This window comes from Amycolatopsis anabasis, assembly GCF_009765355.1.
In the GTDB taxonomy this organism is placed as follows: domain Bacteria; phylum Actinomycetota; class Actinomycetes; order Mycobacteriales; family Pseudonocardiaceae; genus Amycolatopsis; species Amycolatopsis anabasis.
Genome location: NZ_VTHK01000008.1, coordinates 264,248 through 279,211, shown reverse-complemented (window position 1 = coordinate 279,211; position 14,964 = coordinate 264,248). Strand labels below are relative to the sequence as shown.

Genomic DNA, 14,964 nt, shown 5'->3' with positions numbered 1-14,964 from the left:
GACAAGCCTGGTCGCCTGACCCCAGTAACGAGTCTCTACCGAACCCGGGGCGGTTCATGCACGTTCGGGCACGCGAGTTGTCCATGTAAGTGGTCCCGAGTGTGTATTTCGGTTGCCTGAGTGTGTGTTTCGCTTGCCCGAGTGTGGAGTTCGGCGACCGGAACGGGGAACACACGCGACCAGAAACGTGCCTGGGTGGCGGGCGGCCGGTGTGGTACAACGGAAGCGTCAAAGCAGAAAACAGTCAGCGCCAGGTCGGTCGGTGGAGTGCGCTGACGTGTTTCCCGTGGAAAGGAACATGTCTCGTGTCCACCGACCGATTCGGTCTGGCCGAGGGTGAGTACACCCCGGACCCGGCCAAAGATCTGACCCTGCTCCTCGACGGCTTCTTCGAGCACCTCGCGCGCGCCCTCGAGCTGCCCGCGGATCGGCTCGGCGCCATCCGGCGGCGGCACGCCGAACTCGAGGAATCGAACGCGCACCTCATCGTCGACGAACCGGCCCGGTACAACCTGAAACTGACGCTCGCACTGGTCGCCGCGTACCAGTTCCTGCGTCCGGAACTGGGCCGGGACAAGGCCATCGCGGCCATCCAGGCCGCGTTCGTCGAGCCGTATGCCGAGGACATGCGATCCGGCACCCGCGCGATGCTCGACGCGGCGCCGGATCCGTTCACGGCCATGGTGGACATGGCCAAATCACGCGAGAAGTACGCGTTCGGCGCGGGTTTCGAGTTCCGGCACGCGGCCGATGACGACCGCCGGTTCTTCGAGGACGTGCACCGGTGCTTCTACCACGATGTGCTGGTCGCGAACGGGGCGCCGGAACTGACCCCGTCGATGTGCGCGTTCGACGCCAACTGGATCGAGGCGATCGATCCCGCACGGCACGGCTTCCGGTTCGAGCGCCGCACCACGATCGGCATGGGCGGAACGCACTGCCCATTCCATTTCCAACGCAACGAATGAGAAATCCGGGTGCGGGAGCCGGAACACCCCGACTCCCGCACCCGGCCCCTCATCACGACCCGGAGTTCTGCCCGATCCAGGACGTGTAGGCCACCGCCGAGGTGTAGATCGACGGCCCCGTCGCACAGGTCGAGTCGCCGTTGCCGCTGCGGCTCGTCACCCCGATCAGCTGCCACTTGCCGTCGGCCTGCACGACCTGTGGACCACCCGAATCGCCGTAGCACGCGCCCTTGTCGCCGTCCGGGTTGTTGGTGCACAGTTCCACCTTGCCGTCGATCCCGGTGCACTTACCGGCATCGACGACCTCGGTGTCCAACTGCTGCAGGGTCTTCGGCGCACCGCACGCACCGCGCTCGGGGCAGGTCTGCCCCCAGCCGATGAGCCGCGACTTGGTCCCGGCGTCGGCCTTGCTGCCGAGATCCACCGGAGCCGCCTTGGCCGGCGCCGACAACTGGACCAGCGCGATATCCCCACCGGCTTCCTGCTTGCCGTAGTCGGGATGCACGATGATCTTCGACGCCTGCGCCTCTTCGCCGCCCTGCGTGCGGTCGGTGGTGCCGATCCGCGCCTTCACCGAACCGGGCTGCTCACTCTGCACGCAATGCGCCGCGGTGAGCACCCAATCCGGTTTGATGAGTGAGCCGCCGCAGAAATGGTTGCCCGACCCGTCCTGCAGGGACACCATGAACGAGTACGTCTGGTCGGCGTCGCCACCGCCGACGATGAACGGGTTGACGTCCGCACCCGCCGAACCCGCTCCCATGACACTCGTCAGCACGCACGCGGCGCCCGTGACCAGGCCCGCGAGCAGTGAACGTGCCTTCATGTCCGCCTCTCCTTCCGTGTCCCCTTGCCCCTGGGGACACCACGGAAGGTAGGTGACGTTGGTTATTAAGTAACACCTCCGAAAGTTCCAACTAACCTTTCTTGCCGTCTTCCGCCAAAACGCAGCCGAGCATCGCGACGATTTCGCGCTCCGCGTCGGCCTTGGCGACCCCGATCTGGCCCAGCACTTCCGCCCCGGCGCCCTCGCCGTGCTCGAGCAGGGCCAGCAACATGTGCTCGGTGCCCACGTAGTTGTGCCCCAGCCGGAGCGCCTCGCGCAGGGTCAGTTCGAGCACCTTCTTCACCGGCGCGCCGATGGTGATCTTGCCCGGCGCCGCGCCGGTCCCCGGGCCGATCACCGCGCCGACCTTCGCCCGGACCTCGCCGAGGGGCGCCCCGAGTTTCGCGATCACCAGGGCGGCGATGCCTTCCTCCTGGCTCAGCAAACCGGACAGGAGGTGCTCGGTGCCGATCGTCTCGCTGCCCGCGGCGAAGGCCGACTCCTGCGCCGCCACGATCACCTGCCGCGCACGAAGCGTATACCGGTTGTATACACGTGCGATGTCGGCGACGGTCTCCATGTCGACATCCTTGGGCACGAACCGCTTCTGGGCCGCCTGCTTGCTCACGCCCATGCTGGCGCCGATCTCGGTCCAGGAGGCGCCGGAGCGCCGGGCCTGGTCGACGAAGTGGCCGATCAGGTGGTCGGCGACCTCGCCGAGGTGGTCGGCGGCGAGGACCGCGGCGGACAGGTGGCCGAGCACGTCGGCCTCCGGGGCCTGGTTCCTGATGAACTCGATCAGTTCGTCGAGCCGTGGTGGTGGAGTGGTCATGCGTCAACCATAAGTTGACGACCCGAGATCCGTCAACCACAGGTTGACGATCAGGCGAACGGCAGGCCCACGTAGTTCTCCGCGAGGCTGGTCGCCGCCGCGGCCGAGGACGCCGTGTAGCGCAACTGGGAGAGCTGCAAGCGGCGGGCGAACTCGTCCGCGCCCGGATCCACGTGCAGCATCGTGGTCATGAACCAGGAGAAGTGCTCGGCCCGCCACACCCGCCGCAGGCAAGTGTCCGAATAGGACTCGGCTAGCTCGGTCCGGTTGTGGCGCACCCATTCGGTCAGGGCCGCCGAAAGCGCGTAGACGTCCGCGACGGCCAGGTTCATCCCCTTCGCCCCGGTCGGCGGCACGATGTGCGCCGCGTCCCCGGCCAGGAACAGCCTGCGGTAGGCCATCGGCTCGGTGACGAAACTGCGCATCGGCGTGATTCCCTTGTCCACCAAGGGGCCCTCGTGCAACGCGAAGTCGCCGCTCGTCTCCAGCCGCAGCGCGAGCTCGGCCCAGATCCGCTCGTCCGGCCAGTCCTCGAGCCGTTCGTCCGGCGCGACCTGGAGGTAGAGCCGGGTGAGCTCGGGCGAACGCATGCTGTGCAGCGCGAAACCGCGTTCGTGGTGCGCGTAGATCAGTTCCTCGTGCGAGGGCGGGGTCTCCGCCAGCACGCCCAGCCAGGCGAACGGGTATTCGCGATCCAGCGTGCGCAGCCGCCCCGCCGGAATGGCCGGCCGGCTGATCCCGTGGAAACCGTCGCAGCCCGCGACGAAATCGCAGACGAGTTCCCGCGCGCCACCGCGCGGATCGCGGTAGGTGAGCCGCGGCCGGTCCGATTCCAGATCCTGGATGTCCACTTCGGACACTTCGAATTCGATCGGCCAGCCCTTCGCCTCGTGCGCGGCGATCAGATCCTTGACGATCTCCTGCTGACCGTAGACGGTGATCGACTTCCCGGTCAGCTCGGTGAGCGCGATCCGGTGGTCCTCGCCGTCGAAGCGGAGCGAGAAACCGTGGTGCGGCAAGCCTTCGCGGGCCAGGCGGTCGCCGAGGCCGAGTTCGGTGAGCAGTTCCACGGTGGGGTGTTCGCAGACCCCGGCGCGCACCCGCTGCTCGACGTAGGACCGGCTGCGCGCCTCCAGCACGACCGCGTCGATGCCCTCGCCGTGCAGCAGGTACGAGAGCAGCAGTCCGGCCGGACCGGCGCCGATGATGCCAACCTGGGTGCGCGTCACGCGAAACTCCTCACTCCGCTCGATCGACCCCCAGCGTGCTTTCGACCGCCCGCCCAGACGAGCTGACCTTCCGCTGAGCGGAAGACTTTGTCCGGGGTGCGCCGAGCGAGCGGGACACCCCGCGCGCGGCGGCGCGCACCGCGGGCACCAGCGCCATCGGCTCGGCGCCCTCGGCCGGGACCACGATCGACAGCGCGGCGACCACGGTGTCGTCCGGGCCGAACACCGGCGCCGCGACCGAAAGGGCCACCAGTTCGACCTGCCGGTCGCTGATCGCGAACCCGTCGCGGCGGACGTCGGCGAGCACCCGCCGCAGCCGGTCGGGTGCGGCGATCGTGTTGCGGGTGAAGCGTTTGAGCGGGGCGGCGAGCACGCTTTCCTGCACCTCGGCCGGCGCGTGCGCGAGCAGCACCAGGCCGACGCCGGTGGCGTGCGCCGGGAGGCGGCCGCCGGGCCGGGAGACCACGTTCACCGCGCCCCGCCCGGAAATCCGCTCCAGGTAAACAACGTCCGGCGCGTCCAGCACGACCAGCTGGACGTTCTCGTGGGTGGCTTCGTACAGGTCTTCGAGGAACGGCATCGCGGTCTCCCGCAGCCCCATCCCGTGCGGGGCGAGCGAGGCGACCTCCCACAGCCACAGCCCGACCCGGTACCGGCCGCGGTCGGTGCGTTCCAGGGCGCCGCGCCGGGTCAGCTCGCCGACCAGCCGGTGCGCGGTGGACAGGGGCAGCCCGGTCCGGCGGCTCAGCTCGGACAGGCTCAGTTCGGAACGGTCCGGGGTGAACGCGCCGAGCACGTCCAGAACCCGGCCGGCGACCGACGGCGCGCGGTCGGTGTTGTGGCGCATCGCCCCATTCAACCGGGTACCGGCGAGTCAGGTGGCGCCCCACACCAGATCGGCGGTTTCGGCTATCCGCGCCAGTTTGCGGGCCTGCTGATCGGCGGTGAGGTCGTTGCCCTCGACGGTCGAGGAGAACCCGCATTGCGGGGACAGGCAGAGCTGGTCGAGGTCGAGGTACTTCGCGGCCTCGTCGATGCGGCGGCGCAGCTGGTCGACGGTTTCCAGTTCGCCGCGTTTGGTGGTGACCAGGCCGAGGACGACGTACTTGTCGCGCGGCACGAACCGCAGGGGTTCGAAACCGCCGGAACGTTCGTCGTCGTATTCCAGGAAGAAACCGTCCACGTTCAATTCGGTGAACAGCGCCTCGGCGACGAATTCGTAACCGCCTTCGGCCACCCAGGAAGAGCGGAAATTGCCCCGGCACAGGTGGGTGGTGACGGTCAGCCCGGCGGGCCGGTCGGCGAGGGCGGCGTTGATCTGGGCGATGTTGCGCAGGTGCAGGGTGTCCGGATCGCCGCCGAGCGCGGCGATCATCTCGCGCTGCTCCGGATCGTTGAGGTAGGCCAGGCTGGTGTCGTCGAGCTGCAGGTACGTGCAGCCGAGCGCGGCCATCCCGGCGACCTCGCGCGCGTAGGCCGCGGACAGGTCGGCGAAGAACTCCTCCAGATCCGGGTAGACGCGCTCGTCGACCGCCGCCCGGCCGCCGCGGTAGTACACCATGCTCGGGGACGGGATCGTCTGCTTCGGCGTGACGCCCGGGTCCACAATGGACTTGAGGAAGGCGAAGTCGTCGCCGAAGATCGTCCCGGACAGGCCAACGGGTGCGTCGACGCGCAGGCCGAGCGGGGTGAATTCCAGGTCACCGGCGGCGTTGCGGAACTTCACGTGCAGGCGTTCCTCGGTGCGGGACACGCCGTCGAGCTGGTAGATGAAGTCCATGTGCCAGGAGGAGCGGCGGAATTCGCCGTCGGTCGCCGACCGGAGCCCGGCGGCCCGCTGCATCGCGACCACGTCGGTGATCGCGGCGTCCTCGGCGGCGCGGAGTTCGGCGGCGGTGCTCGTCCCGTCGGCGAACGCCTGGCGCGCCCGGTGCAGCTCCGGGGGCCGCAGCAGGCTGCCCACGTGATCGGCTCGGAACGGCGGTGTCCTGCGAGGAGCCATCGTCCAATGTTCAACTACCCACCCCGGCCCGCGCAAGCCCCGCCCGCACGGCGGCACCGGCGCGGGACCTCGCGGATGACCACCGGAGACGGTTTTTAATCACGTGCCGGGAGCCGACCCGGCCAAGTACCGTCGCGCCCATGCTGCGCCCCGAGTACCCGATCGAGACGCCCCGCCTGCTGCTGCGCCCGTTCACCATGGACGATCTGGACCCGCTGCACGAAACCCTGTCCCGGCCCGAGGTGGTCCGGTTCCTCTACTTCGACGTGCTGACCAGGGAAGAGGTCAGGGAAAAGCTCGCCGACCGCGCCAAGGCGACCGAGCTGACCGCCGAGCAGCCGACCCTGCGGCTCGCCGTCGACCGGCGCGACACCGGTGAGCTGATCGGCGACGTGATGCTGCGCCGGATCAGCGCGGAGTACGAACAGGGCGAGATCGGGTTCATCTTCCACCCCGACCACCACGGCCAGGGGTTCGCCTACGAGGCGGCCCGGGAGATGCTGCGGCTGGGCTTCGACGAACTCGGCCTGCACCGGATCATCGGCCGGTGCGACGCGCGCAACCACGCGTCCTCCGGGCTGCTGGAACGCCTCGGCATGCGCCGGGAGGCGTTGTTCCGGGAGAACGAGTTCGTCAAGGGCGAGTGGTGCGACGAACTCGTGCTCGCCATCCTGGCCAAGGAGTGGGCCGACCGGGGTTAGGGCTTCCGCTGGTCCTCTTCGGGCGCCGGTTCGTCGGTGGATTCGGCGGCGAGCCATTTGAGTTTGATCTCGAACTGGCCCTGCAGACCGGTCTTGGCGATCACCGCGCCCGCCTGCGCGTCCAGCTTCACGCCGAACTTGAGCTCCACCTCGTCCGGCCCCATCTCCCGGAACTGGGCGAGCGCGGCGGTCGCGGCGCTGCGGACCTCGTGCAGGGCCCGTTCGAAGGACGCCGACGCCTGCCGTACCACGCCCGAGGCCCGCGACGCCCGGGCCAGCCCGGGTTCCTCCTCGACCTCCACCAGCACCGAACCGCCCTCTTCCAGGGCGAAACGCACGAACTCGGTCACCGCACTCCTCTTGCGCCGCCGCGGTCCCTCATGGCGTTTCCGAACCTTACGCCGAAATGGCGGCACCGGTCAGCGGCCAAGCGGTGGCCGGGACGAGCGAACGCGTCGTCCGCGTGCCCGTCCCGGCCACCGTTCGAGCATCAAACCTCCCCCGGACCCCCAGGCCGGGGGTGGCGGTTCGCACTCTTGTGCAGGGCCCGACCCCTAAACTGCTTCACATCAGTGGAGCCGGTCACGAGGAGAGCCTAGACTGGTGGCACGGACGTTTCAACTGATGAGGAAACCATCGACCAAAATCACGTTTTCGCCAGTGGAGAACGTGACGTGCTGCGGGGAGGTCACGATGGTCGAGCGCACGCGTCAGGGGCGCACCCTGGCGGACAAGCTCAACCACCTGTTCACCAACAAGACGCCGCGTGACGGCCAGGAGTACAGCAACGAGCAGGTAGCGGCGGCGATCACCGCCCAGGGCGAGGTGAAGATCTCGCAGAGCTACATCTGGCAGCTGCGGAAGTCGAAAAAGGACAATCCGACCTTCAAGCATCTGCAGGCGCTCGCCGGGTTCTTCGGGGTGCCGGTGAGCTACTTCTTCGACGACGAGGTCACCGACCGCGTCGACCAGCAGCTCGAGGCGCTGAAGAGCGAGCAGGCCAGGCTCAACGAGATCGCCGCGAGCAGTGACGCGCAACTCATGGCGTTGCGCGCGGGTGAACTGTCCCCGCACCGCCGGCGGCTGGTCATGGATCTGCTCGATGTCGTCTACCGGGAGGAGCAGGCCGGCCGGGGCGATACGTCGAATGAGTGAAGGTGGGGACGGGGGTGATCGAACTCTGGCCAGGTCGCTACCGTCTAAGCGATGCTTCGAAGGACGGGCCCACTCACACCGATAGCGGGGTGACTGGTGCGGGAACGCAAGTTACGGCGACGCTGCAGGCAACTGCTGCACGAACTGGACATCCACCCACCCCTTGACGTCCTCGAGCTGTGCCGGAAGGTGGGGGAACAACGCGGCCGGCCGATCCGGCTGATCGCGCACCGGATCCCGGTGCCGGGGCCGTTCGGCGCCTGGGTCGCCACCGGCCAGGCGGACTACATCGTGTACCAGCGGGACACGAGCAAGGCCCACCAGTGCCACATCATCCTGCACGAGCTCGGCCACATCCTGGCCGGTCACCGCGCCACCGCCGAGGACGACAGCCTGGTCGCCGAGCTGACCCCGCCCGGCGACCTGCGCGACCGGTACCCGGACCTGGAACCGGAGTCGGTCCGGCGCGCCCTGCGGCGGACCTCCTACGACACCGATCACGAGCGGGAAGCCGAGACGGTCGCGACGATCATCCTGGAATGGGCGTCCGTGCTGGACCGGGTCGCCCCGAAGTCCTCGAACGAGGCCGCCGCGCAGCGGATCGAGACCGCGCTGGGCGAACGGCTGGGCTGGTTGTGAACAGCAAGGTCGCGCTGACCGTGGTGCAAGGGGTGATCCTCTACCCCGCCCTGTTGTGGAAGACCTACCAGCTCACCCGGGCGCCGAAGGACGTGGCGCGCTGGATGGTCACCGCCTGCCTGGCCTGCTTCGCGGCCGCCTACCCGTTCGGTCTCCTGGCGGGCAAGGTGAACCAGCCGGACCCCGGGCCGATCGTGCCGCTGCTGTTCCAGCACATCTTCCTCTGCGGGCTGGTCTACACCCTCGCCTGCTTCTTCCTGTTCTCGGCGCTGCCGGCCGCGCGGGCCCGGCGGCGGGCCTGGCTGGAGGCGGTGCCGCTGGGCGCCGCGATCCTGGTGATGGCGATCGTCGCGGTGCTCATGCCGGACACCCCGCCGGCCGAGTACCCCCTCGCCGGGGTCTCGGTCTTCTACCTCGCCGCCGATCTGTACCTCACCTACGGCATCGCGAGCGCGTGCTTCTTCGCGCGGCGCTACGCCCGGGGCGCCGCGCCCCGGCTGGCCCGCGGGCTGCTGGTGGCGTCCGTGGGATTCGCCATCGGCGCGGTGGGCGGGGCGACGCTGATCGCGATGGTGCTGGTGCACTGGGCGGGCGCGGCGATCCCCTGGCTGCTCGTGCAGGGCACGGTCTTCCTGGTGTTCCCGAGCGCGATCCTGCTCGTCGTCGGCCTGTCCTATCCCGGGGTCGCCACCCGGGTGGCCGCGGCGCGCGTGTGGTGGCAGCACCTGCGGATGTACCACCGGCTCGGTCCACTGTGGACACGGCTGCACGAGGCGTTCCCGGAGGACGCCCTCGCCCGCGCGCCGCTGAACCCGTGGCGGGACGCCCTGAGCCTGCACGGCGTGCACCGCAAGTACTACCGGCGGGTCATCGAATGCCGCGACGGGCTGGTCCGGATCAGCCCGTACCTCGCGCAGCTGGGCCCCGGCGGTTCCCTGGCCGACCGGCTCACCGAGGCGCTGCGCGCCCACGCCCGCGGCGAACCGGCGCCGCCCGAGGCGATCCCGGTCGCCGTGCCCGACGGCGACGGCCTGGACGACGACGTCCGCGAACTGGTCGCCCTCTCCGAATCCCTGCGATTGGCTCCCGCATGACCAGGGCGTTGATCATCGGCGGCGGGATCGCGGGCCCGGTCACCGCGATGGCGCTGGACAAGGCGGGGCTCGGCGCGACCGTCTTCGAGGCGTACCCGACCGGCGCGGACGACGTGGGCGCCTTCCTGACGATCATGCCCAACGGCATGGACGCGCTGCGCGCGATCGGCGCGGACGGGCCGGTGATCGAGGCGTCCTTTCCCGCCGACACCATCGAGAGGTACGACCACACCGGCGCGAAGCTCGGCGAACGCCGGGCGGGCGGCGGGCGGGGCGGCGCCCGCACGCTCAAACGCGCGACCCTGTACCGGGTCCTGCACGACGAGGCCGCCCGCCGCGGAATCCCGCTGCACCACGGCAAACGGCTCACCGGCGCGCGCACCGCGCCGGGCGGCCGGGTCACCGCGGAGTTCGCCGACGGCTCGCACGCCGAAGCCGATCTGCTCGTCGGCGCCGACGGCATCCACTCGACGACCACCCGCGCACTCATCGACCCGGCGGCGCCGCGTCCCCGCTACACCGGGCTGAACATCGTCTACGGCTACACGCGTTCGCGGGACTTCCCGCCCGCCACCACCGCCTACCGCATGATCCAGGGCAGCCGCGCGTCCTTCGGCTACACCACCGCCCCGGACGGCGAGACGTTCTGGTTCTGCCGCCTCCCGCTCCCGGAGGTCACCCGGGACGAACTCGCCGCCGCCCAGTGGCGGGATCGCGCGCTGGAGTTCTTCGCCGCCGATCGCAGCGCCGCACGGGACGTCATCGCCGCGACCGGCGAGGATCTGGTGGGCAGCAACGGTTACGACGTGCCGTCGACCCCGGCCTGGCACGCGAACCGGATGGTCCTCACCGGCGACGCCGCGCACGCCGCCTCCCCGGCCGCCGGGCAGGGCGCCTCGATGGCGCTGGAGGACAGCGTGGTGCTCGCCCAGTGCCTGCGCGACCTACCGGACCTCGAGCGGGCGTTCGGCGCGTATGTCGCCCGCCGCCGCGCGCGGGTGGAACGGCTCGTCGCCGCCAGCGCGGGACAGGACGCGGCGCGGGTGCGGCACGCCGCCTCCGCCGCTCCCCGGCAGTCCGAACCCGGCGACGACCGCGAGTGGCTCTACGGCCACCACATCGACTGGCACACCCCGGTCACCGCCGCCTAAGGTCACGCCGGTGGGGCGAGAACCACCGCGGCGTTGTGGCCGCCCATGCCGATCGACGACTTGAGCGTGAGCCCGTCGGCCATCGGCGTGACCCCGTTGAGCAGACCGGGCAGACCGTCGGCGACGGTCGGCGGCGCCGGGATGGCGCCCCGCTGGTAGCTCATCGCGGCCACCGCGAGTTCCACCGCGGCGGACGCGCCCTGGCAATGGCCGGTGAGCGGTTTGGTCGAGTAGACCCCGGTCTCCGGCGGCAGCAGTTCGCGGAGCACGGTGGCTTCGGCCTCATCGCACTGTTTCGTGCCGGTTCCGTGCGCGTTGAGGTAGCGCACGGCAGACGCCGGCACGTCCGCGTTCTCCAGCGCGCCCGCGAAGCAGTTGCGGATCTCGGTGAGCGAGGGCTCGATCGAGATGACGTGGTACGCCTCGTGGGTCATCGCGCCGCCGAGTACCCGCAGATAGGGATCGGTGGCCTGGTTGGAAAGAACGAAACCGATCGAGGCCTCGCCCATCACGAAACCACGGCTGCCGTCCTGGAACGGGCGGCAGGCGTCGAGGGGGTCCGCGTCGGTCACCGCGACGCCGATCTTGGCGAAATGCAGAACGTTGTCCCGGTTCGCGGACAGATCGGTGGCCACGAAGACCACGTCGTCCGCCATGCCCGCGTCGAGCCACAGTTTCGCGGTGATCAACGCCGAATTCCCGGACGCGCACATCGCGGTCACGTTCATCGCCGGGCCGTGGAAACCGAATTCCTTCATCAACATCGCGGTCGGTGTGGACGGCATGAGCGCGAGGTAGTCGCGGACCGACTGGGTGCCGTGGTGGTCGACGTGGAAGCTGCGCTGCACGTCCACGTCGCCGAGCACGACCGCGTGCAGCAGCCCCACCCGGCGCCCGGGCCGCCAGCCGCGCGCCCCGGCGTCGGCGATCGCTTCCCGCGCGGCCGCGCGCAGCGCGCGGCTGAACCGGCTGAGCCCGTCCTCGGGGTCCCCGCCGTCGGGGACCCGCACGACCCACGCGGTTTCGTCGAACGCGACGCCGTACCCGTCGGCGAGGATGGCCGCCGGTTTGGCACTGACCAGCCCGTTCCAGAGCGCCTCCCGCCCCCAGCCGTAGCCGGTGACGGCACCGATCCCACAGATTCCGTATCCTGCAGAGGCCATGTGCTCGCCCTCTCTTCCTATCCTTGTTCCAGCTCCGCTCCGGGGTACGGGCGGATGCTTGTGTTCTGGCGAAATGGACACCGGTGATTTGTGTCACCCACAACCATCCGCCGCTCCGACGATGGTCGCCGCGCATCGAGTTGTCGGACAGTCAAACTGTAATGCCCGATTTTTCCCGTTCACCGGCGATCAGGGCGTGATGTAATCGGAGTCCACACTGCGAACGGGCGGATCGGACGGGACATGGAGGCTGACGCTCACGACCTGGGCGGGCTCGCCACCGGCACCAAGCTCGGCCACGAACTCATTGTGGACCTGGCGTTATCCGCCGAGTCCGCGATCATGTGGTCGTTCGACTTCGCCGCGGGCAACATCACCTGGATGCCTGGGCTGGACGCGGTCCTCGGCATGCCCGGAGCGCCCGCGGAGGAGGTCCAGACCAGGCTGGGCGAGTTGCTCGCGCCGCTGACCGTGGCCGCGCGGTCCGCCCCGGTGTGGGAGGACTTCGAACTCGAACAGCCGTTCGCGACCCCGGCCGGGGAAACGAAATGGGTCCGCTTCCGCGCCCGCACGTTCGGCGGCACGCGCCCGGGCGGGCTGCTCGGCATCGCCACCGACGTGACCGACCGGCACCAGGACCGGCAGGCGATCGCGGACCTCGCGGACCGCTACCGGCTCCTGGTCGACCTCAGCCCGGAAGGCATCTGCGTTCACGAGAACGGCCTACTGGTCTACGCCAATCCGGCGACCGTCCGGCTCCTCGGCGCCGAATGCCCCGGCGACATCCTGGACCGCCCGATCGTCGAACTCGTCGATCTGCGTTCGGTTCCGGGGATGCGCAAGCGCATTCAGGCCCTCACCACCCCGGGCGCCCGGTCGGAGCCGTCGGAACTGCTGCTGCGGCGGCTCGACGGCAGCACGATCATGGTGGAGACCGTTTCGGTGCGCACCACCTGGAAGGGCCGCCCGGCCTACCAGGTGATCCTGCGCGACGTCACCGACCGCAAGGCGGCCGAGGCGGCGTTGCGTTACCAGGCCGCGCTGGTCAGCCATGTCAGCGACGCGATCATCGCGACCGACAGCCAGGCGGTGGTGACGAGCTGGAATCCCGCCGCGGAATCGGTGTACGGCCGGTCCGCGGCCGAGGCCATCGGGCGGCCGGTGAGCGAACTGGTCGGCGCGCCGCTGGAGCCGGGTGCGGTGCTGCTGGCCGGTGGCGTCGTCCAGGACACCCATCGCGCGGCGGACGAATCGGCGTTGTCCATCCGGGTGTCCGCGGCTGAGATGAACGGCGGCTACGTGCTGGTCTGCGCGGACGAAACCGCGCGCCGCCGGGCGGAGCAGGATTTCAGCACGGTGGTCGCCTCGCTGGACGAGGGGGTCGTGGTGGTCGGCGCGAGTGGTCTGGTCGAATCCGCGAACCCGGCCGCTCGCCGCATTCTCGGTATGCGCGAAGAGGATCTGCTCGGCATGCCGCCGACCGCGTTGCGGCTTTACGACGAATCCGGCACACCGGTGCCGCTCGACGAATACCCGACCACGCAGACCCGGCTCACCGGCGAACCGCAGAACGGCCGGGTGGTCCGGGTGCGCCGGCCGGACGGGCGCAGCGTGTGGCTGTCGCTGACCTGCCGCTCGCTCAGCCCGGACGGCGAACTCCCGGCCCCGGTGGTCAACTCGTTCACCGACATCACCGAACGCCGCGCGATCCGCGAACGCCTGGAGCACGAGGCGACCCACGATCCGCTGACCGGGCTGGCGAACCGCACGCTGGTCATCGAACGGCTGTCCGCGGCGCAGGAAAACCCGGGGCAGCCGGGGCTGACCGCGGTCCTGTTCATCGACCTGGACAAGTTCAAGGTCATCAACGATTCGCTCGGCCACAGCGTCGGCGACAAGGTACTGCGGATCGCCGGCGAGCGGCTCCGGCACGGCGCACGCCGCGGCGGCCTGGTCGGGCGGCTCGGCGGCGACGAGTTCGTCGTCGTGACGCACGGCGTGACCGATCACGGCGAGATCCGCCTGCTCACCGAGCGGCTGCGGGATTCGCTCACCGAACCGATCACCGTGGACGGGCGGCAGCTGCACGTCGACGCGAGCATCGGCATCGTGCTCGCCGGTCCCGGGGACAGACGTTCGCCCGAGGATCTGCTGCGCGACGCGGATGTCGCGATGTACCAGGCGAAAACGCTGGGCCGCGGGCGGTACGAGTTCTTCGACGTCGAACTGCGCGAGCGGATGCAGCGGCGGCTGCGCCTGGAACAGGATCTGCGCGACGCCGTGCAGAACGGGCAGCTGTGGGTCGCCTACCAGCCGGTGGTGGACCTGCAGACCCGGCACATGGTCGCCGTCGAGGGCCTGCTGCGGTGGGACCACCCGGTGCACGGCGCGATCTCGCCGACCGAGTTCATCCCGCTGGCCGAGGAAAGTGATCTGATCAATCTCATCGGCATGCACATGCTGTGGGAGACCACCCGGGAACTGGCCATCCGCCGGGTGCGGCACGGCCTCGACACGCACCTCAAGGTGAACCTGTCCACCCGGCAGCTCGACGATCCGCAACTGGTGCCCGCGGTCGCCGAGGCACTGCGCACGACCGGGCTGCCGCCGCACACGCTGTGCCTGGAGATCACCGAAAGCGCGCTGATGCGGGATTCCGCGGCCGCCACCGGCGCGCTCAGCGAACTGCGCGGGCTCGGGGTGCGCCTGGCGATCGACGATTTCGGCACCGGGTACTCGTCACTGGCCCAGCTGCAGCGGCTCACCCTGGACACGCTCAAGATCGACCGTTCGTTCGTCACCGATCTCGGCGAATCCGCCGACGCCGAAGCGATCGTCACCAGCATCATCGCCATGGCGCACGCGGTGGACCTGACCGTGGTGGCCGAGGGCGTGGAGAAGCCGCGGCAGCTGGAGATCCTCCGCGGGCTCGGCTGCGACCAGGCCCAGGGTTTCTACCTCGGCCGCCCGGCCCCAGCCGGACAGCTGTTCCCGCGGGCCAGCACGGCCACCACCTGGCCGGTCGAGCCGGATCCGACGCTGTGACAGCACCTCTGAAGAGAACTTGACCTGCCAAAATGCGCCGGGGACTCGCCGGCCGAAGGCCCCGCTATCGCGGCGGCAGGGCGCCCCACAGCGAAAGGTGATCATGCCTCACCAAGGAGCGCCCTGTCGACGGGATCGCGGAGCGAGTTCTCAAATGGG

General features: G+C 69.8%; 14 protein-coding genes. 7 read left to right on the top strand and 7 right to left on the bottom strand.

All coding sequences use genetic code 11. From position 1 onward, the window contains the following. The first annotated feature begins 305 nt into the window (after positions 1–305). The gene (locus FXO23_RS13840; protein ID WP_158884684.1) at positions 306–968 is read left to right on the top strand and encodes an L-2-amino-thiazoline-4-carboxylic acid hydrolase; all 663 of its coding nucleotides are present in this window, start codon (positions 306–308) and stop codon (positions 966–968) included. Between the two features lie 52 nt (positions 969–1,020). Here FXO23_RS13840 and FXO23_RS13835 read toward each other — a convergent pair whose 3' ends face one another. The 5 genes from FXO23_RS13835 to FXO23_RS13815 form a co-directional block, all read right to left on the bottom strand. Further along, entirely contained in the window at positions 1,021–1,794 is a 774-nt protein-coding gene (locus FXO23_RS13835; RefSeq protein ID WP_158884682.1) for a S1 family peptidase, read from the bottom strand. 91 nt (positions 1,795–1,885) lie between these two features. Continuing rightward, on the bottom strand, positions 1,886–2,626 hold the full coding sequence (locus tag FXO23_RS13830; protein ID WP_158884680.1) for a Clp protease N-terminal domain-containing protein: 741 nt from the start codon (positions 2,624–2,626) through the stop codon (positions 1,886–1,888). Between the two features lie 50 nt (positions 2,627–2,676). Beyond that, a complete protein-coding gene (locus FXO23_RS13825) occupies positions 2,677–3,855 on the bottom strand; it encodes a 4-hydroxybenzoate 3-monooxygenase (RefSeq protein WP_158884678.1) in 1,179 nt (392 codons plus the stop codon). Between the two features lie 10 nt (positions 3,856–3,865). Beyond that, positions 3,866–4,702: an IclR family transcriptional regulator gene (locus tag FXO23_RS13820; protein WP_158884676.1), complete on the bottom strand. Its 837-nt coding sequence runs from the start codon at positions 4,700–4,702 to the stop codon at positions 3,866–3,868. A gap of 27 nt (positions 4,703–4,729) precedes the next feature. Beyond that, positions 4,730–5,857: a 5-methyltetrahydropteroyltriglutamate--homocysteine S-methyltransferase gene (locus tag FXO23_RS13815; protein ID WP_158884674.1), complete on the bottom strand. Its 1,128-nt coding sequence runs from the start codon at positions 5,855–5,857 to the stop codon at positions 4,730–4,732. A 140-nt stretch (positions 5,858–5,997) separates the two neighbouring features. Here FXO23_RS13815 and FXO23_RS13810 point away from each other — a divergent pair, with 140 nt between their 5' ends. Continuing rightward, positions 5,998–6,558 carry a GNAT family N-acetyltransferase gene (locus FXO23_RS13810; protein WP_158884672.1) on the top strand — a complete coding sequence of 187 codons (561 nt, stop codon included), beginning with the start codon at positions 5,998–6,000 and terminating at the stop codon, positions 6,556–6,558. Here the strand turns inward: FXO23_RS13810 and FXO23_RS13805 are convergent. Then, on the bottom strand, positions 6,555–6,908 hold the full coding sequence (locus tag FXO23_RS13805; RefSeq protein WP_158884670.1) for a CU044_2847 family protein: 354 nt from the start codon (positions 6,906–6,908) through the stop codon (positions 6,555–6,557). The two genes, FXO23_RS13810 and FXO23_RS13805, sit on opposite strands and share 4 nt — an antisense overlap. A gap of 343 nt (positions 6,909–7,251) precedes the next feature. Between FXO23_RS13805 and FXO23_RS13800 the strand changes: the two genes are divergently transcribed. From FXO23_RS13800 to FXO23_RS13785, 4 genes are all read left to right on the top strand, one after another. Further along, on the top strand, positions 7,252–7,713 hold the full coding sequence (locus FXO23_RS13800) for a helix-turn-helix domain-containing protein (RefSeq protein ID WP_158884668.1): 462 nt from the start codon (positions 7,252–7,254) through the stop codon (positions 7,711–7,713). A gap of 96 nt (positions 7,714–7,809) precedes the next feature. Further along, entirely contained in the window at positions 7,810–8,352 is a 543-nt protein-coding gene (locus tag FXO23_RS13795) for a hypothetical protein (protein WP_158884666.1), read from the top strand. Further along, positions 8,349–9,446, top strand: coding sequence for an MAB_1171c family putative transporter (locus FXO23_RS13790; protein ID WP_158884664.1), 1,098 nt, complete (start codon positions 8,349–8,351; stop codon positions 9,444–9,446). The genes FXO23_RS13795 and FXO23_RS13790 overlap by 4 nt, the downstream gene beginning before the upstream one ends. Further along, a complete protein-coding gene (locus FXO23_RS13785) occupies positions 9,443–10,597 on the top strand; it encodes an FAD-dependent monooxygenase (RefSeq protein WP_158884662.1) in 1,155 nt (384 codons plus the stop codon). Before FXO23_RS13790 ends, FXO23_RS13785 begins: the two co-directional genes overlap by 4 nt. Positions 10,598–10,599: 2 nt before the next feature. Here FXO23_RS13785 and FXO23_RS13780 read toward each other — a convergent pair whose 3' ends face one another. Continuing rightward, complete coding sequence (locus FXO23_RS13780) at positions 10,600–11,760, bottom strand: beta-ketoacyl synthase N-terminal-like domain-containing protein (protein WP_158884660.1); 1,161 nt, start codon at positions 11,758–11,760, stop codon at positions 10,600–10,602. A gap of 243 nt (positions 11,761–12,003) precedes the next feature. On the opposite strand from FXO23_RS13780, the gene FXO23_RS13775 reads away from it, so the two are divergent. Then, a complete protein-coding gene (locus FXO23_RS13775; protein ID WP_158884658.1) occupies positions 12,004–14,805 on the top strand; it encodes a sensor domain-containing protein in 2,802 nt (933 codons plus the stop codon). The last annotated feature ends 159 nt before the right edge of the window (positions 14,806–14,964 follow it).

Coding starts and splice junctions, on each gene's coding strand:
- FXO23_RS13810 (WP_158884672.1), top strand. CDS start 5,998: ATGCTGCGCCCCGAGTACCCGATCGAGACGCCCCGCCTGCTGCTGCGC.
- FXO23_RS13815 (WP_158884674.1), bottom strand. CDS start 5,857: ATGGCTCCTCGCAGGACACCGCCGTTCCGAGCCGATCACGTGGGCAGC.
- FXO23_RS13780 (WP_158884660.1), bottom strand. CDS start 11,760: ATGGCCTCTGCAGGATACGGAATCTGTGGGATCGGTGCCGTCACCGGC.
- FXO23_RS13785 (WP_158884662.1), top strand. CDS start 9,443: ATGACCAGGGCGTTGATCATCGGCGGCGGGATCGCGGGCCCGGTCACC.
- FXO23_RS13775 (WP_158884658.1), top strand. CDS start 12,004: ATGGAGGCTGACGCTCACGACCTGGGCGGGCTCGCCACCGGCACCAAG.
- FXO23_RS13835 (WP_158884682.1), bottom strand. CDS start 1,794: ATGAAGGCACGTTCACTGCTCGCGGGCCTGGTCACGGGCGCCGCGTGC.
- FXO23_RS13800 (WP_158884668.1), top strand. CDS start 7,252: ATGGTCGAGCGCACGCGTCAGGGGCGCACCCTGGCGGACAAGCTCAAC.
- FXO23_RS13830 (WP_158884680.1), bottom strand. CDS start 2,626: ATGACCACTCCACCACCACGGCTCGACGAACTGATCGAGTTCATCAGG.
- FXO23_RS13820 (WP_158884676.1), bottom strand. CDS start 4,702: ATGCGCCACAACACCGACCGCGCGCCGTCGGTCGCCGGCCGGGTTCTG.